The following is a 21,306-nucleotide window of genomic DNA, read 5'->3' on the forward strand; positions in this document are numbered from 1 at the left end:
ACATTCGCCGCCAACCGGCAACTGACAGCCACACCGAGAAGAAGTTTCGAAGAAAAGCCACGAGCGGGAACGTTTTCGGCCTGGTTGGATGTTGACCCTGGTACGACAGCTCGTCGAGCTAGAGAAGAGGCGACGTGACTACTGTTCTGACCCCCGCGAGCCCGCTGACCGCAGCAGACCGCTGTGACCGTTGCGGCGCCCAGGCCTATCTGCGCGTCGTCCTGATCAGCGGCGGTGAACTGCTCTTCTGCGCCCACCACGGGCGCAAGTTCGAGCCGGAACTCAAGAAGATCGCCGCGGAAATACAGGATGAGACGGATCGGCTGACCGCCGTGCAGGCGACCGCAGCCGACGAGGACCGCTGACACCTCGCATCCACGACGAGCCAGGGGCCGGTCCAGGACCGGCCGACGGGCGGCACCCCCACCACCGGGGTGCCGCCCGTTCTCGTCGTCCGGGGGAACGCTCCGTAGGACGGCGGACTCTCTCCGTATACGGCCGCCGTACGGTGTGAGCACGAGCCTTCCCCGTACGCGAAGCCTCCCCGCACGCGAGAAACCTCCCCGCAGGCGGGCCGCCGCCGTGCGCGGTCGAGGGGCCCACCGTGCGCGGCCCCTCGCCCGCGCACGGGCCTCTCCCCGGACCCCGCCTGGTCAGCCGTCCCCGCCCCCTCAGATACGCCCCTCCGCCCACTTCACGGCGGCCGAGACCCGGGTGTACACCCCGGGGCTGCCCGGGCGCCCGCAGCCGCTCCCCCAGGAGACCAGGCCGATGAGCCGCCCACGGGCCACCAGCGGCCCGCCGCTGTCGCCCTGGCACGCATCCCGCCCGCCCCTCGGATCGCCCGCACAGAGCATCCCTGAGGCGTCGTACGTACCCTCCCGGCCGCCCGGGTAGGCGCGGGCGCACTCGGCGTCGGGCAGGACCTGGACGCGGGCGGAGCGCAGCACCGAGGAGTACGTACCGGCCCCGGTCGTGTCCCCCCACCCGTAGACCGCCGCTCCTGTACCGGCCCGGTACGCCTCGTCCCCGGCCCGGGCCATGGGGATCACGCTGCTCCTCGGCAGCGCCCGGGAGAGGGTGAGCACCGCGAGGTCCCCGGCGTTGGTGTCGGGGTCGTACGCCGGATTGACCCAGACCCCCCGGACCGGGATCTCCTGGCCGGTCGTCTCGCTCAGCCGCTCCCGTCCGGCGATGACACGCAGGTCCCTCACCCGGCTCACGGGCCCGCCGAGCGCCTCTTCACCCAGACAGTGGGCGACCGTCAGGACCTTCGTCGGCGCCACGACGACACCGCCGCAGAACTGGCCCGAGCGCGCTCCCCCGAACCGGTCCCGGCTCGACAGCGCCACCGCCCAGGGACTGTCCGCCACGGGCGCGGGCTGGCCGCCGACGACGACGCTGTCCGCGGCCGCCGGGAGCGGCGCGGCGAGCGGCGTGACGACGGCCGCGGCGGTCAGGGCGAGGACCCCGGTCAGGGCACGGACGACGGGACGGGGCATGGGGGCTCCTGACGCTGAGGTGGAAACGTTTCGCCCAGCGTGATCCAGCCCGTCCCCCTCCGCCCCCGTGGACACGCCGGAGGGCCCGGATCCCTGGGGATCCGGGCCCTCACCGGTGAATCTTCCGCCCTGTGTTCTAGTCCAGGTAGTCGCGCAGGACCTGGGAACGGGACGGGTGGCGGAGCTTCGACATCGTCTTCGACTCGATCTGGCGGATGCGCTCACGCGTCACGCCGTAGACCTTGCCGATCTCGTCCAGCGTCTTCGGCTGGCCGTCAGTGAGACCGAAGCGCATCGAGACCACGCCGGCCTCGCGCTCGGAGAGCGTGTCGAGGACCGAGTGCAGCTGCTCCTGGAGGAGCGTGAAGCTGACCGCGTCCGCCGGGACGACGGCCTCGGAGTCCTCGATGAGGTCACCGAACTCGCTGTCGCCGTCCTCGCCGAGCGGGGTGTGCAGCGAGATCGGCTCGCGGCCGTACTTCTGGACCTCGATGACCTTCTCGGGGGTCATGTCGAGCTCCTTGGCCAGCTCCTCCGGGGTGGGCTCACGGCCCAGGTCCTGGAGCATCTGGCGCTGGACGCGCGCGAGCTTGTTGATGACCTCGACCATGTGCACCGGGATACGGATGGTGCGGGCCTGGTCGGCCATGGCGCGGGTGATCGCCTGACGGATCCACCAGGTGGCGTACGTGGAGAACTTGTAGCCCTTGGTGTAGTCGAACTTCTCGACCGCGCGGATCAGACCGAGGTTGCCCTCCTGGATCAGGTCCAGGAAGAGCATGCCGCGGCCGGTGTAGCGCTTGGCCAGGGAGACCACCAGTCGGAGGTTGGCCTCCAGGAGGTGGTTCTTGGCGCGGCGGCCGTCCTCGGCGATGATCTCCAGCTCGCGCTTGAGCTTCGGCGCGAGCTTGTCGGCGTTGGCGAGCTTGTCCTCGGCGAAGAGACCGGCCTCGATGCGCTTGGCGAGCTCGACCTCCTGCTCGGCGTTGAGGAGGGGAACCTTGCCGATCTGCTTGAGGTAGTCCTTGACCGGGTCGGCGGTGGCGCCGGCGACGGCGACCTGCTGGGCAGGTGCGTCGTCCTCGTCGTCGTCGGAGAGGACGAAGCCCTTGTTCTCGCCCTCGGCCTCCTCTTCCTCGCCGCCCTTGCCCGCCTTGACCTCTTCGACGGCCTCGTCACCGTCGAGCAGCTCGTCGTCCTGCTTGCCGGACTTCTTCGCCGCCGTCTTCTTGGCCGCCGTCTTCTTCACGGCGGTCTTCTTGGCAGCCGTCTTCTTGGCTGCGGCCTTCTTCGCGGGGGCGGCCGCGACGGCGTCGTCGGCCGCCGCTTCCGCGCTCGTGGCCGCCGGGGCGGCGGTGGCCGCGACGGTCCGGGTCACGGTGGTCTTCGCCGCGACAGTCTTGGTGGCGGTGCGCTTGACCGGGCTCTTCGCTGCGACGCTCTTGCGGGCGCGTTTCGGCGACTCCGCGGCACTGACCATCAGCGTCACACCCTCTTCCTCGAGGATCTGGTTGAGGCTGCGCAGAACATTCTTCCACTGGGTTGGCGGAATCTGGTCAGCCTCGAAGGCCCGACGCACGTCATCGCCGGCGATCTGCCCATCAGCCTTTCCCCGCTCGATGAGCGCCATCACAGACTCGGACTCGGCGATCTCCGGCGGGAGCGTACGGGATGTGCTGGCCGACACGAACAACCTCTCGGAACGATGGAAACGGCTTCCGGCCCTGCCCTGGGGAGGGCGGGAACCGACGTCCGCCGACTGGGGATGTCGCCGACGGCGCGGGTTTGGCCTCAGAACTGAACAGCGCACCCAAGGGCTGCTGTATTCCTTCCGCGGCGGTCACCTCTTAAGTCATCGCGCTGCTTCGAGGAGTGTTACGCCCAATCCGCGTGGCCCGAGTCACACCCCATTCGCGACGAACCGTGCCAGGACGGGCATCCCTCACCATTGTGCCGCCGGACCCGTGCGGTCCGGCGGCACAGGGCCTGTCGTCAGACTGCCGTCGTCGCCCGGAGGGCGGCCGCGCGGCGCATGGTGCGTGCGATCGCAAGGGGCCGGAATGGCCTTGGATGGGGCCTCCCCCGCTCGAACTCAGTTGAGAGCTTGGGGAAAGGGCTACCAGGGCATTTCGGCAACGCCGCGAGCGTGCGTGCCAGGCGTCGCACGGCAGGCGGCAGTCTGACGACAGGCCCTGGGCCTGTCCACCCCGGCCGTGGGCCGGGTCAGTGCTGCTCGCGGGGGGCGGGCACCACACGGTCCACGTCGGGGTGGACGACGAGCAACTGACGCATGGCCGTCTCGGCGCCCGCGGAGTCGCCCGACGCCAGGGCGTCGACGATGCGCGCGTGGTGGGCGAGCGAGGCGTCACCCGGCCGGTCGCAGCCGGTGACCGGGCCGCCGGAGACGTGCAGGGCGGCCGAGACGATGCCGGAGAGGTGTTCGAGCATCCGGTTGCCCGCGGCCTGGATGAGCAGGGCGTGGAACTCCGCGTCGGCGCGGGAGAAGGTGATCGTGTCCCCCTGCCCCATCGCGTGCCCCATGATCTCCACCATGTCGCCGAGGCGCTGCTGGAGGTCCTCGCGGCCGTGACCGGCGGCGAGGCGGGCGGCGAGCGGCTCGATGGTCCAGCGCAGCTCGGCCAGCTCCCGGCGCTGGTCGTCGCGGTGCGGGCCGAAGGCGCGCCACTCGATGATGTCGGGGTCCAGCAGGTTCCAGTCGCTGACCGGGCGGACGCGCGTACCCACATTGGGGCGTGCGCTGACGAGCCCCTTGGCCTCCAGGACCCGCAGGGACTCGCGGACGACGGTGCGGGAGACCTCGAACCGCTGGCCGATCTCCTCCGGGACGAGCGGGCGGTCCGCACCGAGGTCACCGGAGACGATCATCTGGCCGAGCTGCTGGACGAGTTGGCCGTGCAGGCCGCGCCCGCGGCTGGCCGCCCCCCGTCGGCTCGCCCGCCCCAACTCGGAATCGGAGCCGCCCCAGGGGCGGGCCGCGGCACGTTCTCCGGCCGGCGTCTCCGCGTAGGGATAGCGATCGAGTTCGCCCGAGCCGGCCAGGCCGGAATCGGCGGAGCGGGCGGCGGTCATCATGGTGTGCGCAAGGGTACTCACGCATCCTTTGTCGGCGTGGCTCGCCCACCCCTTGAGGTCTTTGGTGAAAAGCACACGAAAGGGTGATCGGCGCTCACGCCGCAATTGACGCCATATCCGTATGAACCACGCATTTTCTAGGGAGTTACGGGCTCCTCCCCTCGATGCCGGACCTCGGTGATCACCAACGCACCTTTCCGCGAAGGCTGGTGAACAGGTACGCGCAGACAAGGGCGGACAACGACAGGGCGAGCGCGGCGCCCACGGGCTGCGCGACCAGGCGCGCGACGGCCAGGACCCAGCGGTCCGCCTCCTGCGGCAGTTGCCACCAGGCGAGTTCGCGCAGTCGGCCCGGAAGGCCGGTGACCGAACGCGCGGACGGGGCGGCGAACACCTTCTGCACCAGCGGAACCACCAGCACCGGTACGGCCAGTACGGCGGCGATGCCCGCGCCGGTCACCCGGAAGACGCCCGCCGCCAGCAGCCCGGCCCAGGCGCACCCCACGGTCAGCCCCGCCCAACTCGCTCCGAGGGCGAAGGCGTTGGCAGGCACCGTGATCAACTCCGGCCCGTAGAAGAGCCGCAGGCACTGCGCCCCGCAGACGACGGTGAGGGCGGCCAGCAGGAGGGCGAACCCGGCGGTCACCGTGAGCTTGGCCAGCAGCAGGCCGATCCGCCGGGGCACGGTGCCGCGTCCGGCGGCGAGCGCGGGGTAGCGGAACTCGTCACCGAAGGAGAGGGCGCCCAGGATGCCCGCGCCCAGGGCGGCCGGGGGCAGCGGCAGCACTTCGGGCCAGGCGGCGAGAGCGCGCGGCAGAGGCGTACCACCGGTGCGGGCGAGCAGGACGGAGAGGGCGGCGGAGACCAGCAGCACGGAGGCCATGATCAGGGTCGTCGTACGGACCCCGAGGGAGCGCCGCAGCTCGTAGCGGAGCGGGCGCAGCGGCCCCCGGGCAGGGCGGGCCCGGATGGGCGGCGGCAGTTCGGAGAGGTCGGCGGCGGGGCGGGGCGCCTCGGTGCCGTCCGGGGGCTGGGCGGCGGGACCGGTGTCCCCGATCTCGTCCGCGAGTTGGTGGACGGGGACGCCGTGGCGGAAGGCGGTGTCCCCGATCTCGGCGCAGGTCGAGCCGTACACGGTCACCCGGCCGTTGGCCTCGGGGACCACCTCGACGGACCGCCGCGCGGCGCGGGCCTCCCGGATGACGACGGCGGCGAGCCGGGCCGCGTGCGGGGTGCGGACGGCGACGCGGGGGCGGAGCCGGGTGCGGGCGAAGTCGGTGACGTCCTGGTCCGCGACGAGGCGGCCGGCGTCGAGGGTGACGACGCGATCGGCCGTGCGGGCGGCCTCCTTGGGGTCGGCGGTGGCGTACAGGACGGTTCCGCCCTGGGCCGCGTGGGCGCGCAACAGCCCGTGCAGCCAGCTGTTCTCACGCGGGGAGAGGCCTTCGGCGGGGTCGTCCAGGACCAGGGTGTGCGGGTCTCCGAGCAGGGCGGAGGCGAGGCCGAGGCGGCGGTCCATCCCCACCGAGAGGGTGCCGAGCCGCTGGTCCCCGAGCCCGGCCAGGCCGACGACTTCGAGCATCTCGTCGGCCCTGGTCACGGGCGTCCCGGCGGCGGCGCAGAGCATCCGCAACTGCCCGCGGACCGTACGGGAGGGATGCCCGGGCACATCACCGAGCAGCACGCCCACCTCGCGGGCCGGGTGGGCGATGCGGTGGAGCGGCCGCCCCCGGAAGTAGGCGACACCCCGGCCGGAGTCGAGTTCGAGCATCAGCCGCAGGGCTGCGGTCTTGCCCGCCCCCGGGGCGCCCAGCAGAGCGGTGACCCGGCCGGGCGGGGCCTCGAAGGTCAGATCGTCCACGGCGGGCGGAGCGTTGCGGCGGGGGGTGCTGGTGAGTCCGATGGCCTGGAGCATCGCTTCTCTCGCGTTCTCTCGCGGAAGGTGAGACCGCTCGGCGGCAGAGGGGTACCGCAGCAACATAACGCGACATTTCCGACTTTTGGTGCAGCAGTGGGCCCGCGGGTGTTCCGCACTGCGGGGTGGGCGGAGCCCGGCACTGCCTTCCGGCGACGGCCTCGCGCCGTACGCCTCTTCCGGCAACGGCCTCGGGGCTTCCGCCTGCTCCGACTGCGGCCCGGCGGCTTCCGCCCGTCCCAGCGTGGGCTCGGGGCTCGCGCTTCTTCCGGCGGCGATGGTCCTGCTGCCTTCGCCTCCACCGGAGGTGGTCTCAGACTTCCGGCCGCAGCATCGGCGGGTTGAGCACCGTGGCCGCTCCGGCCCGGAACAGCTGCGCGGGCCGGCCGCCCTGCCGGGTGGTGGTCCCGCCGGAAGGCACCAGGAAGCCGGGCGTCCCGGTGACCTTGCGGTGGAAGTTACGGGGGTCGAGGACCACGCCCCACACCGCCTCGTACACCCGGCGCAGCTCCCCGACGGTGAACTCGGGCGGGCAGAACGCCGTGGCCAGCGAGGAGTACTCGATCTTGGAGCGGGCGCGCTCCACCCCGTCGGCGAGGATCCGCGCATGGTCGAACGCGAGCGGCGTGGCCTCCTCGCCCTCCCTGAGCAGATCGTCCACGGGCGCCCAGCGCGCACTGTGGGCGTCCCCTCCCGCCCGGGGCGCCGGGAGGTCCGGCGCGAGGGCGAGGTGGGCGACGCTGACGACCCGCATCCGGGGGTCCCTCGCGGGGTCCCCGTAGGTGGCCAGCTGTTCCAGGTGCGCGCCGTTGCCCACGGCGGGCTTCGCCGGATCGTGGGCGCAGAGCCCGGTCTCCTCGACGAGTTCACGCGCTGCCGCCGACCCGAGATCCTCGTCGGCCCGGACGAACCCGCCGGGCAGCGCCCACCGGCCCTGGAAGGGCGTCTCCCCACGGCGGACCACCAGCGCGCAGAGGGCGTGGCGGCGCACCGTGAGTACGACCAGATCCACGGTGACGGCGAAGGGCGGGAAGTTCGACGGGTCGTAGGGCGGCATGCCGCGATCATAGTCGTCTGCCTGACGATAAACACTCCCTTCGGTGCGACGGTGATCAGGAATTCCGCGGTGCGGGGCCGGATGGGGCCTGGGCGGAGGGAAGTTCGGGGCTGTTGGTCCCGGGGCCGCCCGCTCCGGTCGGACCAGCCCCGCCCCAGGGGCTTCCGGGGGAGGGTGGGCCTCTGGCGGGCGGGCAGGCGTGCCGGGGGCTGGGGCTGCGGCGGGCCGCCCCCCGGAGGCAAGCAGCCAGGGGCCGAAGGCTGACGGCCGTGGCCCGGGGCCCGGGACTGGTGGCCGGGGGCCGGGGGTCCGGGACTGGTTGGCCGGGGCCCGGGGGCCGGAACCCGGATGCGGAGGGCCGGAGGGGGCCGAAGCCCTGAGAACGGCGGGCCGACCGCCCAGAGGCCGGCGGCCGGGTGACCGGGTGACCGGGTGATCGTCCTGGGGGCCGCGGCCTTGGCGGGCGGACAGCCCTCCGGGGCGGGAGTCCCCGACGGAAAGGGGCGGCCCTCCCAGCGCAAGCAGGCGGGCGGCCTTCGAGCGGCCCGGAAGGCTGGGGCGGCGGGCCGCCCCCAGGAGGCAGGCGGCGGGGTGGTCGAGTGATCGCCCAGGGTCGTCGGCCGGAGCGAGCTGCCCCGGTATGCGGCCCCCGCCCCGGCTCGGCTCCCCGCCTCAGCGGCGCGTCCCGGTGCCCCGTCGGTCGTACCGCCGGATATCGCTCGCGCGGCGCCCGGCGGCGGTCGGCCCGGGGCGGGTGGTGCCGGGCGTCGGCGGCCTTCCCTCGGTGCCCGTGGTTCGGCGCCCGCTCCCGCGCCGCCGTGTCCCGGTCGCCGCAGGCCTGACCCGGCGGACGCGCAGGGCGGGCCCGCGGGCGGTCACGGCTTCTGCCGCCGCACCTGCCGCCCCGACGTTCCCGGCCTGCTCCGGCCGCTCGGGCCCCGCTTCCCCCGGCCGCTCCGACCCCGACGACGCCCCCACCACCTCGGGCCGCTCGACGTCCACCGATGCCCCGACCGCCTCTCGCCCATCCGACGCCTTCGGAACCTCGGTCTCCCCGAGCCACTCTGCCCCCACCGCCGCCCCGGCTTCCTTTGCGGCTCCAGCCGCCCGTGCTTCCCCGTTCCCGGCAGTACCGGCCGCCGCGCCCTCATCGGCCCCCGTCAGCACCCCGGCTTCCCCAGGCCACTCGGCCTCCACCGCCGCCCTGGTGCCCCCGGCATCCCCGGTCTTCCCAGCACCCGAACCCGCCGTCTCCGGGCCCTCGGCCTCCCCACGCAGGCAGCGGCGCAGGGTTTCCGGGTCGAGGCCCTCGTTGCAGGCGCGGTGCAGGAGTTGGGCGAAGGTGTAGTGCGGGTCCGCGCGGAGGGCCATCGTCAGGGCGACGCGGGCACCGGGCTCGTCGCCGGTGGACCAGGAGACCCAGCCCGCCAGGGTGAGCGGGGCCGCCGCGTGCTCGCCGTACGGGCCGACGCAGCGGCGGGCGAGGGTGCGCCAGAGCCGCAGGGCGTGGTGACCGTCGGGGCCCTCCATCCAGGCGGCCGCCTTGTCGCGGGTCTCCCGGTCCTGGAGGCCGAGGATGACGGCGGCGGCCTCCTCGTCGCCGATGGCCTGGTCGTCCCCGACGTCGGAGACCGCTTCCGGGGCGGGCCGCATCCCGCCGAGGCGGCCCATGAGTGTGCGGGCGAGGGTGAGGGTCTCCTCCGCCACCTGGGCTTTCGCCCGGTCGTTCAGGATCCGGGCCACCAGCGACGGCGCGGCCCGGTCCAGGGCCCGCAGTTGAGCGGCGGCGGTGTCCGGGGTCTGCCAGGGGGTGAGCCGGGCCTCCATGTCGCGCAGCGTCCCCCGCACCTGGATCCCGGCGTACGCCGCCGCCGCGGCCATCACCGTCGTACCGGGCATGGCCAGGGGCTTTCCCTCGGGCGGGCAGCAGCGGACGTCCGGGCAGCAGTAGGACCAGTAGTGGCCGTCCGAGATGCAGAGGGCCTCGAGCACGGGCACGTCGAGCGCCCCGCACGCCGTGCGCAGGCTCTGGGCCAACGGCCGCAGCCGCTCCATGGTCACCCGGCCGCTCGCGCCGTCCGGCGAGTCCTGGCAGAGGAAGATCAGGATCGCGTCGGGCCGCCCCTCCCGGCGCTCGCTCCCCGTGATCAGGCTCTCCGCCAACTGGGCGGCGACCGGACCCCATTCACCGGGCGCCCGTGGGATGCCGAGCCGGAGCCGGCCGCCGAACCGGCCCCGGTCGCCGTGCAGCGCCACCATCACGACGCTGTCGTCGGGATGGAAACCCATCAGATACGGGAGGGCATCGGCCAGTTCGGCGGGGCCTCGGAGGGTGATCTGCCGGCCGTCGGCCGGGCCGGTGGATTCCTGGTGCTTGTTCATGGCTCGACGGTCCCGCGCCCCGCCGGATCCCGCGACCCCTGTGGATAACGTTATCCACAGGCTCGCCCCGCAGTTCGCGGTTTGTGGTCGCCATCGGGTTGCATGGGGGACGACCAACGCGGACCGTGCAGCGCTCAGAGCCTCGGCCGACTCCGTCCTCGCCCGCTTCGTCGGGGATGCCACGGGTGAGACCCGGCTGCGCCCGGGCATCTGGCGCAGGAGCCCCCACCGGTCGCCCGGGCCGCGACCGGGATCTGGCAGGCGCCGAAGTTCTCCGGGAGGGAGAAGCATTCCGGTGGCGTCCGGTCTCAGCGCAGCACCATGGTGGCGAGGGCAGCGGTGAGGTAGGCGGTGCCGAGGCCGGCGGCGATGCTGACGAGGGCGTTGGCTACGGCGAAATACTTCGTGCCGGTCTCGGCCAGGCGCAGGCTCTCGAAGGAGAGAGTGGAGTAGGTGCTGAGTGTGGCGCACAGACCGGGCCCGATGAGGTGCTGCAACTCGGTGGGGACGGTGGTGATGGCCGCGGCGGCGGTGAGGAAGCCGAGTCCGGCGCAAGCGGCGATGTTGACGGTGAAAGTGCCCCAGGGGAAGGCGGTGTTGTGGCGGGCCTGGACCGCGTGGTCGATGAGGTAGCGCAGCGGGGCGCCGATCATCGCGCCGGTGATGACCATGAGCCAGTTCATGCCTGCCCCCGCTCGGCACGGGGGAGGACGGCGAGACGGGTGAGGGCGGCGGTGGCCCAGACCGCGGTGAACGCGGCCGCCAGGGTTGCGACCGCGTACAGGAGTCCTGGGCCGGGGTGACCGTTGCCGAGGAGGCGCTGGGTGTCGATGGTGGCGGTGGAGAAGGTGGTGTATCCGCCCAGGACGCCGGTACCGAGGAAGGGCCTGGTGAGGGGGTGGACGGTGAAACGTTCGGTGATCAGGACCATGAGCGCTTTCCAAGCTGGCGGCGTTGACCACGAGTTGGACGGTCCTGCGTAACGATGAAGCTCCTGGTAGACGGGTTCTCGACCAAGATCACCCGTGTCCGCCAGGAGCTTCGTGTGCTTGTCTGCCCGTCGTCGATTGATCTGTCCACCCGCACCCTGCGGTTCCTGACCGGGCAACTGACCGCCAGGCGGGGGGAGATCGGCACGCGGTGGCGGCGGCTTCCCGCAGCGCGACAGGCTCTGATGGCTCTGGCCCACCTGCGGTGCGGTGACACCTACGCACAGCTCGCGGCCGGATTCGGCATCGGGATCGCGACCGCCTTCCGCTATATACGCGAGGCCGTCGACATCCTGGCCACCCTCGCCCCGTCCCTGGCCGAGGCGATCAAGGCGATCCGGGCGAAGGCGTTCGTCATCCTCGACGGCACCCTGCTGCCGATCGACCGGATCGCCGCCGACACCCCGTACTACTCCGGGAAACACAAGCGCCACGGCATGAACGTCCAGGTCCTCACCGACCCGTTCGGACGACTGCTCCGGGCCTCGCCCGCGCTGCCCGGCTCCACTCACGACCTCACCGCCGCGCGACAGCACGGGATCATCGAAGCCCTCGCTGAAGCGGGACTCAGATGCTGGGCTGACAAGGCGTATCAAGGTGCCGGCGGAGCCGTCCGAGTCCCGTTTCGGAGCCGCCGCCTCAAGCGATGGAAGCGCCGCCACAACACCACCCACGCCAAGATCCGCTGCCGCGGCGAGCAGGCCATAGGAAACGTGTGGGGCTCGCGATCACCAGCACGGTCGTGCTGCCGATTCTCGTCGTGGTGGTGCCGACCGCACTGGCCAACGCTCAGCCCCCTGCCGCACCCTCGGCCAAGGCCAAGCCTGCGCCCACGGTCACCATCACCCGCACCGCGCAGCCGAAACCCGCACCGACGGTCACCGTCACGCGCAGCCGAAACCCGCGCCCACCGTGACCGTTACGCGTACCGCGCAGCCCAAGCCCGCGCCCACGGTCACCGTCACGCGCACCGCGCAGCCCAAGCCCGCGCCCACCGTGACCGTCACCCAGACCACACGCCCCTGGATCGACGTGGACGTGACCGCCGGCACGCGGTGACCGCCCGTCCGAGCCGGCTGGTGCGTGGTCTCCTCGTCGGTCTCGGTGGTGTCGAGCGCCACCAGGCCGGGTCCGGTGAAGGCAACTCGTTGATCACCGTGAGGCCGTCGTATCGGGCTGTGCCACGATCCAGAGGATGGCCTCCCGGCGGGTGTCGCACCCGTCGCGGGCGCCCGAGCCCCTGTACCACCGAACAGGAGGCGCGCACGGCCGACGCGTGACGAACAGCGCCCAGGAACAGGCAGAAACGCTCCCGCTCCCCCAACGGCTATCCGGCGAGCGCAAGGACCAGCGGGAGGACTTGGTCGACTCCGGCCCGACGCAGGAGACGCGCGCCCACCGCGAGGGTCCAGCCCGAATCGGTGTAGTCGTCGACGAGCAGGACCGGGCCCGGCGTGGCGGCCAAGGCCGCGGCGAGACCGTCGGGCACGGTGAACGAGTCCGCGAGCGCGCGTAGCCGTTGGGCCGAATTGCTGCGGTGCGCGATGTGTTCGTCCGCGTGTGGGGTGTAGGCCAGGCTGCCCAGGAGCGGGAGCCGGCCGACCCTGGCCACTCCCTCGGCGAGCGAGCCGACCAGCTGGGGACGGGTGCGGGACGGCATGGCCACGACACCGACGGGCCGGGTCACCGCGTCAGGAGTACCGTCGGCCCAGCCGCCCGACGAACGGGCCCAGTCCGCCAGCACCGTCACCACAGCGTCCAGCACGTCGTCCGGGACGGGCCCGTCCGCCGCTTGCGCGGAAAGGAGCGGCCTCAACCGGTTGCCCCAGCCGATGTCCGACAGCCTCCCCAGCGCCCGCCCGGTCACCGCCTGCTGCCCCGCCGGAATGCGGCCCTTGAGGTCCATGCCGACGGCGGCAAGGCCGGTCGGCCACATCTTGCGGGGCTCGACCTCGGCACCCGGCCGGTCCAGCTCGCCCGTCGCCGCCGCGAGGGCCGAGGACGAGACGGCGGGATCGAGCCAGGGGCCGGCGCAGTTGTCGCAGCGACCGCAGGGGACCGCCTTCTCGTCGTCCAACTGCCGCTGCAGGAACTCCATGCGACAGTCGGCGGTCGCCACGTAGTCCCGCATGGCCTGCTGCTCCGCGGCCCGCTGCTTCGCAACCCAGGCGTACCGCTCCGCGTCGTACGCCCACGGCTGCCCTGTGGCAGTCCAGCCGCCCTTCACACGCTTGACCGCCCCGTCCACGTCAAGGACCTTCAGCATCGTCTCCAGACGCGAACGCCGAAGGTCCACCAACGGCTCCAGCGCCGGCAGCGACAACGGTCGGCCCGCCTGTCCCAGCACGTCCAGGGTGCGCCGTACCTGCTCCTCGGGCGGGAAACCCACCGAGGCGAAGTAGGCCCAGATCGCCTCGTCCTCCCGCCCGGGCAGCAACAGAACATCCGCATGATCCACGCCACGCCCCGCGCGCCCCACCTGCTGGTAATAGGCGATGGGAGACGAGGGCGAACCCAGGTGCACCACAAAGCCGAGGTCCGGCTTGTCGAAGCCCATGCCGAGTGCGGACGTGGCAACCAGGGCTTTGACCCGGTTCGCCAGCAGATCCTCCTCCGCCTGCAACCGTTCGGCGTTCTCCGTCTTCCCCGTGTAGGAGGCCACCGGATATCCGCGCTGCCGCAGGAATGCCGCGACCTCTTCCGCCGCTGCGACCGTCAGCGTGTAAATGATCCCCGAACCCTGGAGATCCCCGAGCCGCTCCCCCAGCCACGCGAGCCGGTGCGCCGCATTCGGCAGCTCCAGCACCCCCAGGCGGAGACTCTCCCGGTCCAGCGGCCCCCGCAACACCAAGGCGTCCTTGCCCCCGGTGCCCAATTGCTCCGCCACATCCGCAGTCACCCGGGCGTTCGCCGTGGCCGTCGTGGCGAGCACGGGCACCCCTGCCGGAAGCTCGGCCAGCATCGTCCGCAGCCGCCGGTAGTCAGGCCGGAAGTCATGACCCCAGTCGGAAATACAGTGCGCCTCGTCGACCACCAGAAGACCGGTCGTCGCCGCGAGCTTCGGCAGCACCTGATCACGAAAGTCCACGGAATTGAGGCGCTCCGGGCTCACGAGGAGAACATCGGTCTCACCGCGCTCCACCTCACCGTAGATCGTCTCCCACTCCTCCGGATTGGCCGAGTTGATCGTGCGCGCCTGAATTCCCGCACGCGCCGCCGCCTCGACCTGGTTACGCATCAACGCCAACAGCGGCGAAATGATCACGGTAGGGCCGGCACCCCGCCGCCGCAGCAGAGCGGTGGCCACGAAATAGACCGCCGACTTCCCCCACCCGGTGCGCTGCACCACCAGCGCCCGGCGGCGCTCCTCGACCAGGGCCGCCACGGCCTGCCACTGGTCCTCCCGCAGCCGCGCCGATCCCACAGGGGCTCCGACCAGCTCAGCGAGGACGGTGTCGGCTTCGGTGCGCAGTTCCAGGGTGTCCATACCCCCATGCAACCCGATAGCACCGACAATCGACGACTTCACCCTGTGTCACCACTGGTTCGCAAACGGTCCGCACACGCCGATCGAGGATGGACGAGTCCTGCGCGGTCCGCCGGACCGGGCGAGCCTGAGCCCAGGGGCCCTCCGGCTGCGCCCCGTGCTCACGGCGCAGGCTCCGGACGGATCAGTTCCGGACGATGTCACGGACACGGTGGTCACCTGCCCGGGACGGTGACGTACGTCCCGGGCACCGAGGATCTGACGGTGTCGCAGACCGACAGCGCACAGCGGGTACGAGCCCCGCACGAGGCCCTGACGGGGAGCCGGGGCCGGAGGTGGCGCTGAAGTCCGCAGGTGGGCCGGTGCTCCTCGTCGACGACCTCTCCGACACCGGCTGGACACCGGCCGTAGCCGCCCGGCTGCTGCGGCGCACCGGAGCCGAGGGGGTGTGTCCCCTGATCCTCTCGGTTCAGGGGTGATCAGCGGTGATCAGGGGGAACGGCAGGCGTCATCCGGCCGAGGCTGGGCAGGGATATCAGTAGCATTCCGGCCGATACCCGTCAGCGTCGTCAATTGCTCGTTGCCGCCTGCCGATACGCCAGGAAGAATTGGGACTGCTCCCCGCACAGTTCTCGTCGGGCCCGGAAGGGCTGTGCCGCGGCGCGCCCTCACTCGACCCTGCCCGCACCGTGGGCGCGTAGCGAAGGGAGGACCATGACCTTCGGATTCGCCCCGTCCCCCGCCACTTCGATATCGGCGTTCCCCACGCCACCAGGCTCCGCGGCCTCCGTCAACCGCCTTGCCCGGATGCTCGAACCCGCCGAGTGGGCCTCGGCGGGCATACCGCTGCTGCGCAGCCCGCGCGAGGTCGTCAGCGGGCTGCACTCCCGCCACCGGCCGACGCCCACCACCGCCGTGATCGCGGTCCTCGACCATGAGGAACGGCTCACGGCGAGCGCCTCGTTCGTGCGCCGGGACACGGTCGCGGCGGACGGCTGGGAGTTCCGCAACGCGCTGCTGGCCCACCTGCGGCGGGTGATCCCGCACGATCTGCGCCGCCGTACTCCGGCGCGTACAGCCGTACTTCTCTACTGCCGTGACGGCGACGAACGGTGGACCGAGGAGGACGGCGCGTGGATGTGGGGCCTGCGGGACGCCTGCACCCTGCACGGGCTGCGGTGCGGTGCGTACATCACGCTGACCGGCGGGGGCTGGCAGGTGCTCGGTGAGGGGCGGGGCGGACGGCGGCCCAGCTCCCTGTCCGAGCCCGCCCCGCTGGCCGACCTCGTCACCGAACAGCCGCCCACGCTGACCCGGACCGGCGGCGGCTCGGCCCAGGCGCTGCACCGCTCGGCCGCCCGGTGAGCGCGGAGCCCCGAGCCCGGAGCGCGTGAGGCGCCGAGCCGTCCACAACGGCGTGGCGAACGCACGCGCCGTAAGCCGGAGCGGCCGGAAGCGTGACCGACGACCGGAGCCCCGGCTGCCCGCACGGGCGGCCGGGGCTCATCGGTTCTGCGGTGCGGCGGTGCTGCGGTTCAGACGCCCGCGCCGAGTGCGGAGTTGATCGTCTGCGGGTCCCCGCAGACGATCAGCAGCGCGGCGGCACGGTCGCGGGCCACGGGCAGCGCACGGGCGACGGTCTCGTCGGCGTCCCCGTTGACCGCCACCACGACCACGGGCCGGGGCTTCGCCCGGTCGACCGCGGAGGCGTCGGCGAAGAAGACGTCGTCGCCCGCGTCCTGCTGGGCCCAGTACGCGGCCTCGCCGAAGGACAGCTCGTGGGCGGCCCACGGGTGCTGCTCGCCGGTGGTGAGCACCAGGATGTCGCCCGGCGCACGGCCGGACTCCAGCAGCAGGTCGACCGTTTCCTCGGCCGCGTCGAGGGCTCCGCCGGCCGGGGCCGGGATCAGCTGGAGCTGCGGTGCGGAACGATTCTCCGACCGCCCGGCCGGAGCGCTCCCGGGCGCCGCGGAACCGGGGCCGGGTACGGGTGCGGGTGCAGGATGGGCGCGCTGTGCCGGAGGCGCGGGGCGCGCGGGGCCGGGGACCGGACGGCCGGGCCGCGGCGTGGCCGCGGAACGCGGACCGGGTACGGGACGAGGGGTCGGCGCGGTACGGCCGGCGGCCGGAGTGACGCGGGGACCCTGGGCACTCTCGTGAATCTGAGGCTCCTCGGGATTGAGGCAGGAAGGTGGTCTGTCATGGGCCGACGTGGTCGGTCGGCACCGTCGGTGGGGCGCCTGCGCGCGATCAGAATTCGAAGCCGAGCTGGCCCCCGCTTTCGAGTGCGGCCGCCTCGGCGGAAAAACGGACCTTCTTCAGGTGCTGCCACCGGGGCAGCGCGTCCAGATACGACCAGGAGAGGCGGTGATGGGGCGTGGGCCCCCGCTCCTCCAGCGCGGCCCGGTGCACCGGCGAGGGATACCCCGCGTTGGCGGCGAAGGCGAAGTCCGTGTACTCCGCGGACTCCCCGCCCAGTTCGGCCATCATCCGGTCGCGGTGCACCTTGGCGATGACCGAGGCGGCCGCCACCACGATGCAGGACTGGTCGCCCTTGATGACCGTACGGACCTTCCAGGGGGCGCCCAGGTAGTCGTGTTTGCCGTCGAGGATCACCGCGTCGGGCCGCACCGGCAGCCCCTCCAGGGCCCGTACGGCGGCGAGCCGGAGCGCGGCCGTCATCCCGAGGTCGTCGATCTCCTGCGGAGAGGCGTGCCCCAGGGCGTGGGCGGTGACCCAGCTCTCCAGCACCGGAGCCAGCTCGGCACGCCGCCGGGGCGTCAACAGCTTGGAATCGGTGAGACCTTCGGGCGGTCGGCGCAGGCCGGTGACCGCGGCACACACGGTGACGGGTCCGGCCCACGCCCCGCGTCCGACCTCGTCGACACCGGCAACGGTCCTGGCACCGGCGGTAGCGCGAAGCGAGCGCTCGACGGTGTGCGTGGGTGGTTCGTACGGCATGGCGCCAGCCAGCGTACGCCGAGAGCGACGGCAGCAACACCCCGGGGCACCGTGCACACCGAGATTCGGCCGCCGGGCCCGGGCCGGGTGTGCGACCGGAGCGCGTGCGCACCGGCGCGGGCACGTGACCGGCAGGGGCGTACGCCGTCGTTCGAGGGGCAGTACGGCGGATCGTACGGGCGATCGGCACGGAAGACCGGTACGGGCCGTGCTCGTCGGATCAGTACGGGTCGTACTCGTCCCGGTCCCGCTCGTAGCCGTCCTGCTCGCCCTCCCGCTCCCCTTCCCGTACGCCGTCGGTGCCCAGGCCGTAGCAGGTTCCGCGGTCCACGGACACGGGCCGCTCGCGGAGGATCTCCGCAGCCCGCGCCTCGCCCCAGCTTGTGGCGTACCAGGGCGAGTCGGAGCCGCGCAGCTCGCGCTGGACGGTCCGAAGCGCGCAGGAGCGCTGGGGTTCCGGCAGGCGGTCCAGGGCCGGTACGGCGTCGGCGGAGAGGTCCCTGAGGTAGTCGAGGTCGATCGAGCCCCGGTCCTCGAAGCGCCGGACGTTCTGCTCGGCGACGACCGCGTCCGGCGAGATCAGCCCGAAGGCCAGTACGGCTCCCGCCGCGCTGACGGCGATCGCGCGCGGCAGGAACCTGGCGCCGAAGACCCCGGCCGCCAGGATCAGGACGAAGACGGTGCCGAGCCACAGCTCCATCGCTGCCACGGAGATCCGGAGCCGGGTCAGCCCGTACTCGTCGACGTACAGATCCATGCGGCGCAGCGCCGATGCGACGACGACGAGGGTGAGCACGCAGAGGGTGCCGAGGACGGCGCGGACCAGCGTGCGGTCCCGGGCGGAGCCGCGCGGCGCCCAGCGCAGGGCGAGGGCGATCACCAGGAGGGTGAGCAGGGTGGCCCAGAGGAGCTGCCAGAAGCCCTGGCGGGCGTACTGGGCGTGGTCGAGCCCGGTCGCCTCCCGCACCTTCTCGTAGCCACCCAGGAGGACGACCAGCTGGAGCGTGATGAAGGCGGCGAAGAGCAGGTTGAGGACGATGAGCGGAAGTGCCCATTCCATACGTGCCCGGGGCTTGCCCGGCTTGACGGTGAGCCCGTCCCAGCGCACGGGTGCGGCGGCGGTACGGGCGGCGGCCAGCGCGCCGACGAGCCCCACCAGGAAGAGGAACGTCCGCCACGGGCCGTCCACGATCGACACATCGGGGATGAGCCGGCCCAGCAGGTCGGCGAAGGCGGCGTCGGCGCTGGCGAAGAGCGTCCCGAAGACCACCAGGAGCCCGAGGGCCACGGCCGTGGTGCGTATGCCGGTGGCCCAGCGCCCCCGGGAACCGTCGGCCCGCTCCCGTACCCCGCGCCAGCCCCACCGGACCCCCGGCCCGATGGAGTCGAGGAGGCCCACGGAGCCGATCAGCACGCCGGGCCAGCTCCGGCTGCCGTGCAGCGCGAGCGAACCGAGCGCGAAGGCCGACACGACGGCCAGGAAGGTCGGCCAGCCCGCGTCCCGGAGGGCAGGGACGGCGAGTAGCGCGAGGCCGCCGACGGCCCAGGTGGCGGTCCAGGGCCGCAGCCGACGGCCGGCCTCCCGCGCCGCGAAGGCGGCGGCCAGGGCGGCGGGGACGGCGACGATCAGGAGGTTCACCCCGAGGCCGTCGCCCAGCAGGAGCGCGCTGAGCACGGCGGTGGCCAGGACCGCGGCGAGGACGGCGGGCGGGGCCGGGGGCGGCGCGGCCGGACGGAGCCTGGCCGTCGCGCTGGGTCGCTTCACCGGGGGCTGCCAGGGCCCGCCGGGGTGCGGGGGCGGGGCCTGACGCGGAGGCGGAGCCTGAAGCCGGGGCGGCGCGGCAACCGAGGCGGCGGCGACCGGGGAGGCTGCGGCTGGCGTGGCGGCGGCCGCCTGCGTGGCGGCAGCAGGAGAGGCAGCGGCCGGAGAGGGCTGTTGCGGAGTCGGCGGACGGTCGGCCGACGGCTCCGCCGCCGTGGACGCCCCGGCCGGTTCTGCCGCCTCGGACGGCTTGGACGCCCCGGACGGCTCGGACGGATCAGACAGCTCGGACGGTTCTTCGGACATGGGACCCCTCCCCCACCGGGCCCACGCACGACCTCGGGTGGCGCGTGGTCCAGGCATCTCATTCGGCGCGCGTCCGTGCAGGTCGACCGGTGGACCAGGGGACGGCGTGGCCGAAAGATTAGGTCCCGAACCGCTGTCCGCGAACACTCGGAGTGAGGCTGTGGCAGGACCGTGACAGAGCGTCGGCTCGACGCCCCACGGTCCGAGGGGCCTCGGCGCCCGTACGGTCAGTGGCGCGCCGGGACCAGCCAGCCGGGAGGCTCCTCCGTCTGCGCCAGCCACTCGGCGGGCGGAGCCCCGGCCGTACCGGCGGCGACGACACCGCCGACGATGGCGCAGGTCGTGTCGACGTCACCGCCCGCCTGGGCGGTCAGCCAGAAGGCCTCCTCGAAGTTCCCGAGGCTCCTGGCCGCCGACCACAGGGCGAACGGCACGGTGTCGTGGGCACTGGTCCGGCGGCCGTTGCCGAGGACCGCGGCGACCGTCCCGGCGTCCTGGTAGTCGAGCATGTCGCGGGCCCTGCGCAGCCCGGCGCCGACCGCGCTGCGGGGCACGAGCGCGATGACGCCGTCGAGCAGCTCCTCGGGCGTCGGCGGTCCGTCCGGGGCGGCGGCGAGCGAGGCGGCCGCCGCGACGGCCATCGCGCCGACGACGGCCTCTCGGTGCTGGTGGGTGGTGTACGAGGAGATCTCGGCCTGGTGGGTGGCCTGCTCCGGGTCGTCCGCGTACCAGGCGCCGAGCGGGGCGATCCGCATGGCCGAACCGTTGCCCCAGGACCCCTGTCCGTTGAAGAGCGCCGAGGCCAGCTCGCGCCAGTCGCCGCCCTCCCGGACGAGCCGGAGCAGCCGGTTCACGGCGGGGCCGTACCCGCGGTCGAAGTCGTGGCGCTCGGCGAAGGAGGTGGCGAGCGCGTCCTGGTCGATGCGGCCGTGGGCGGCGAGCACGGCCAGGACCGAGGAGGCCATCTCGGTGTCGTCGGTCCACTGCCAGGGGCCGGGCGGCAGGACGCGCTGCTTGAGCAGCGGGTAGTTGACCGGGACGAAGAACTGGGAGCCCAGGGCGTCTCCCACGGACAGGCCACGCAGACTGGCCAGGGCGCGTTCGAAGCGCCGCTCGGAAGCAGAATCAACGGTCATCGCCCTGCCACTCTATCCGGTACGGCCGTACGGCTCAGGGGTGCGCCAGCGCTGGAAGGGGCGGTCGAGGGTGTAGCGGCCGTTGGCTCCGAGGAGCAGGGTCCGCGTCTCCCCGTTGCCGGGGTTGGAGAGCGATTCGAACTCGGCCACCGACCAGTGGAACCAGCGCATGCAGAAGAGCCGCATGGTCAGCCCGTGGGTGATCAGCAGGACGTTCTCCGGGTGGTCCGGCTCCTCGAAGCTGCGGTGCAGGCTCTCCAGGAACGCCCCGACCCGGTCGTAGACGTCGGCGCCGGACTCGCCCTGCGCGAAGCGGTAGAAGAAGTGCCCGTAGGCGTCCCGGTACGCCTTCTGGAGCCGTACGTCGTCCCGGTCCTGCCAGTTGCCCCAGTCCTGCTCGCGCAGCCGGGGCTCCTCGCGGACCCGGACGCGTGCCGGGTCGAGATCGAAGGCCCGGAACGTCTCGTGGGTCCGGCGGTACGGCGAGATGTAGACGCTCACCCGCTCGTCGCCGAACTGCTCGCGCAGGAGCGCCCCGGTCTCCCTGGCCTGCCGCAGCCCGGTCGCGGTGAGCCGGAGCGCGTGGTCGGGCTCCCGCTCGTACACCGTGTCGTCGGCGTTGCCCTCGGACTCGCCGTGCCGGACTAGGACAATGCGCTGCGGTCGTGCCATGCACCGACCCTAAGCGCTGTCCCGCAAAGGTCTCGGTTTCGAGT

General features: G+C 72.9%; 18 protein-coding genes and 2 pseudogenes. 6 read left to right on the plus strand and 14 right to left on the minus strand.

Annotation, left to right across the window (positions count from 1 at the left end):
• The first annotated feature begins 134 nt into the window (after positions 1-134).
• Complete coding sequence (locus DJ476_RS06855; protein ID WP_018488304.1) at positions 135-365, plus strand: DUF7455 domain-containing protein; 231 nt, start codon at positions 135-137, stop codon at positions 363-365.
• 306 nt (positions 366-671) lie between these two features.
• Here the strand turns inward: DJ476_RS06855 and DJ476_RS06860 are convergent, their stop codons facing one another.
• From DJ476_RS06860 to DJ476_RS06900, 8 genes and pseudogenes are all read right to left on the minus strand, one after another.
• Positions 672-1,502 (minus strand): serine protease, encoded by an 831-nt coding sequence (locus DJ476_RS06860; protein ID WP_112490106.1) that lies wholly within the window; start codon positions 1,500-1,502, stop codon positions 672-674.
• 136 nt (positions 1,503-1,638) lie between these two features.
• Positions 1,639-3,189 carry an RNA polymerase sigma factor gene (locus DJ476_RS06865; RefSeq protein ID WP_018488306.1) on the minus strand — a complete coding sequence of 517 codons (1,551 nt, stop codon included), beginning with the start codon at positions 3,187-3,189 and terminating at the stop codon, positions 1,639-1,641.
• A gap of 536 nt (positions 3,190-3,725) precedes the next feature.
• Positions 3,726-4,616, minus strand: coding sequence for a FadR/GntR family transcriptional regulator (locus tag DJ476_RS06875; RefSeq protein WP_175513288.1), 891 nt, complete (start codon positions 4,614-4,616; stop codon positions 3,726-3,728).
• A 160-nt stretch (positions 4,617-4,776) separates the two neighbouring features.
• Positions 4,777-6,510 carry an ATP-binding cassette domain-containing protein gene (locus DJ476_RS06880; protein ID WP_112490108.1) on the minus strand — a complete coding sequence of 578 codons (1,734 nt, stop codon included), beginning with the start codon at positions 6,508-6,510 and terminating at the stop codon, positions 4,777-4,779.
• 313 nt (positions 6,511-6,823) lie between these two features.
• Positions 6,824-7,567 (minus strand): NUDIX hydrolase, encoded by a 744-nt coding sequence (locus tag DJ476_RS06885; RefSeq protein ID WP_018488309.1) that lies wholly within the window; start codon positions 7,565-7,567, stop codon positions 6,824-6,826.
• A 1,179-nt stretch (positions 7,568-8,746) separates the two neighbouring features.
• Positions 8,747-9,949 (minus strand): annotated as a pseudogene (locus DJ476_RS06890) (DUF4192 domain-containing protein); the annotation flags it as partial.
• Between the two features lie 308 nt (positions 9,950-10,257).
• The gene (locus tag DJ476_RS06895) at positions 10,258-10,632 is read right to left on the minus strand and encodes a fluoride efflux transporter FluC (protein WP_112490109.1); all 375 of its coding nucleotides are present in this window, start codon (positions 10,630-10,632) and stop codon (positions 10,258-10,260) included.
• The gene (locus DJ476_RS06900; RefSeq protein WP_112490110.1) at positions 10,629-10,880 is read right to left on the minus strand and encodes a fluoride efflux transporter FluC; all 252 of its coding nucleotides are present in this window, start codon (positions 10,878-10,880) and stop codon (positions 10,629-10,631) included. Before DJ476_RS06900 ends, DJ476_RS06895 begins: the two co-directional genes overlap by 4 nt.
• A 114-nt stretch (positions 10,881-10,994) precedes the next feature.
• On the opposite strand from DJ476_RS06900, the pseudogene DJ476_RS06905 reads away from it, so the two are divergent.
• From DJ476_RS06905 to DJ476_RS34415, 3 genes and pseudogenes are all read left to right on the plus strand, one after another.
• Positions 10,995-11,654 (plus strand): annotated as a pseudogene (locus DJ476_RS06905) (transposase family protein); the annotation flags it as partial.
• Positions 11,654-11,854, plus strand: coding sequence for a hypothetical protein (locus DJ476_RS06910; RefSeq protein WP_103420352.1), 201 nt, complete (start codon positions 11,654-11,656; stop codon positions 11,852-11,854). The pseudogene DJ476_RS06905 and the gene DJ476_RS06910, both read left to right, overlap by 1 nt.
• On the plus strand, positions 11,851-11,997 hold the full coding sequence (locus tag DJ476_RS34415) for a hypothetical protein (RefSeq protein ID WP_162638541.1): 147 nt from the start codon (positions 11,851-11,853) through the stop codon (positions 11,995-11,997). Before DJ476_RS06910 ends, DJ476_RS34415 begins: the two co-directional genes overlap by 4 nt.
• 268 nt (positions 11,998-12,265) lie before the next feature.
• Here DJ476_RS34415 and DJ476_RS06915 read toward each other — a convergent pair whose 3' ends face one another.
• Positions 12,266-14,425 carry a RecQ family ATP-dependent DNA helicase gene (locus DJ476_RS06915; protein WP_112490111.1) on the minus strand — a complete coding sequence of 720 codons (2,160 nt, stop codon included), beginning with the start codon at positions 14,423-14,425 and terminating at the stop codon, positions 12,266-12,268.
• 335 nt (positions 14,426-14,760) lie between these two features.
• Here DJ476_RS06915 and DJ476_RS36010 point away from each other — a divergent pair, with 335 nt between their 5' ends.
• Positions 14,761-14,904: a hypothetical protein gene (locus DJ476_RS36010; protein WP_404827471.1), complete on the plus strand. Its 144-nt coding sequence runs from the start codon at positions 14,761-14,763 to the stop codon at positions 14,902-14,904.
• A gap of 235 nt (positions 14,905-15,139) precedes the next feature.
• Positions 15,140-15,790: a hypothetical protein gene (locus DJ476_RS06925; RefSeq protein ID WP_103420348.1), complete on the plus strand. Its 651-nt coding sequence runs from the start codon at positions 15,140-15,142 to the stop codon at positions 15,788-15,790.
• A 170-nt stretch (positions 15,791-15,960) separates the two neighbouring features.
• Here the strand turns inward: DJ476_RS06925 and DJ476_RS06930 are convergent, their stop codons facing one another.
• From DJ476_RS06930 to DJ476_RS06950, 5 genes are all read right to left on the minus strand, one after another.
• Positions 15,961-16,587, minus strand: a complete 627-nt coding sequence (locus tag DJ476_RS06930; RefSeq protein WP_103420346.1) for a hypothetical protein — start codon at positions 16,585-16,587, stop codon at positions 15,961-15,963.
• An 88-nt stretch (positions 16,588-16,675) separates the two neighbouring features.
• Positions 16,676-17,386, minus strand: a complete 711-nt coding sequence (locus DJ476_RS06935; RefSeq protein WP_103420344.1) for a ribonuclease HII — start codon at positions 17,384-17,386, stop codon at positions 16,676-16,678.
• 220 nt (positions 17,387-17,606) lie between these two features.
• A complete protein-coding gene (locus DJ476_RS06940; RefSeq protein WP_112490112.1) occupies positions 17,607-19,454 on the minus strand; it encodes a DUF4153 domain-containing protein in 1,848 nt (615 codons plus the stop codon).
• A 227-nt stretch (positions 19,455-19,681) separates the two neighbouring features.
• Positions 19,682-20,590, minus strand: coding sequence for an ADP-ribosylglycohydrolase family protein (locus DJ476_RS06945; RefSeq protein ID WP_103420340.1), 909 nt, complete (start codon positions 20,588-20,590; stop codon positions 19,682-19,684).
• A gap of 12 nt (positions 20,591-20,602) precedes the next feature.
• Positions 20,603-21,262 (minus strand): histidine phosphatase family protein, encoded by a 660-nt coding sequence (locus DJ476_RS06950; RefSeq protein ID WP_103420338.1) that lies wholly within the window; start codon positions 21,260-21,262, stop codon positions 20,603-20,605.
• Between the last annotated feature and the right edge of the window lie 44 nt (positions 21,263-21,306).

It is taken from the genome of Streptomyces bacillaris (assembly GCF_003268675.1).
Lineage (GTDB): Bacteria > Actinomycetota > Actinomycetes > Streptomycetales > Streptomycetaceae > Streptomyces > Streptomyces bacillaris.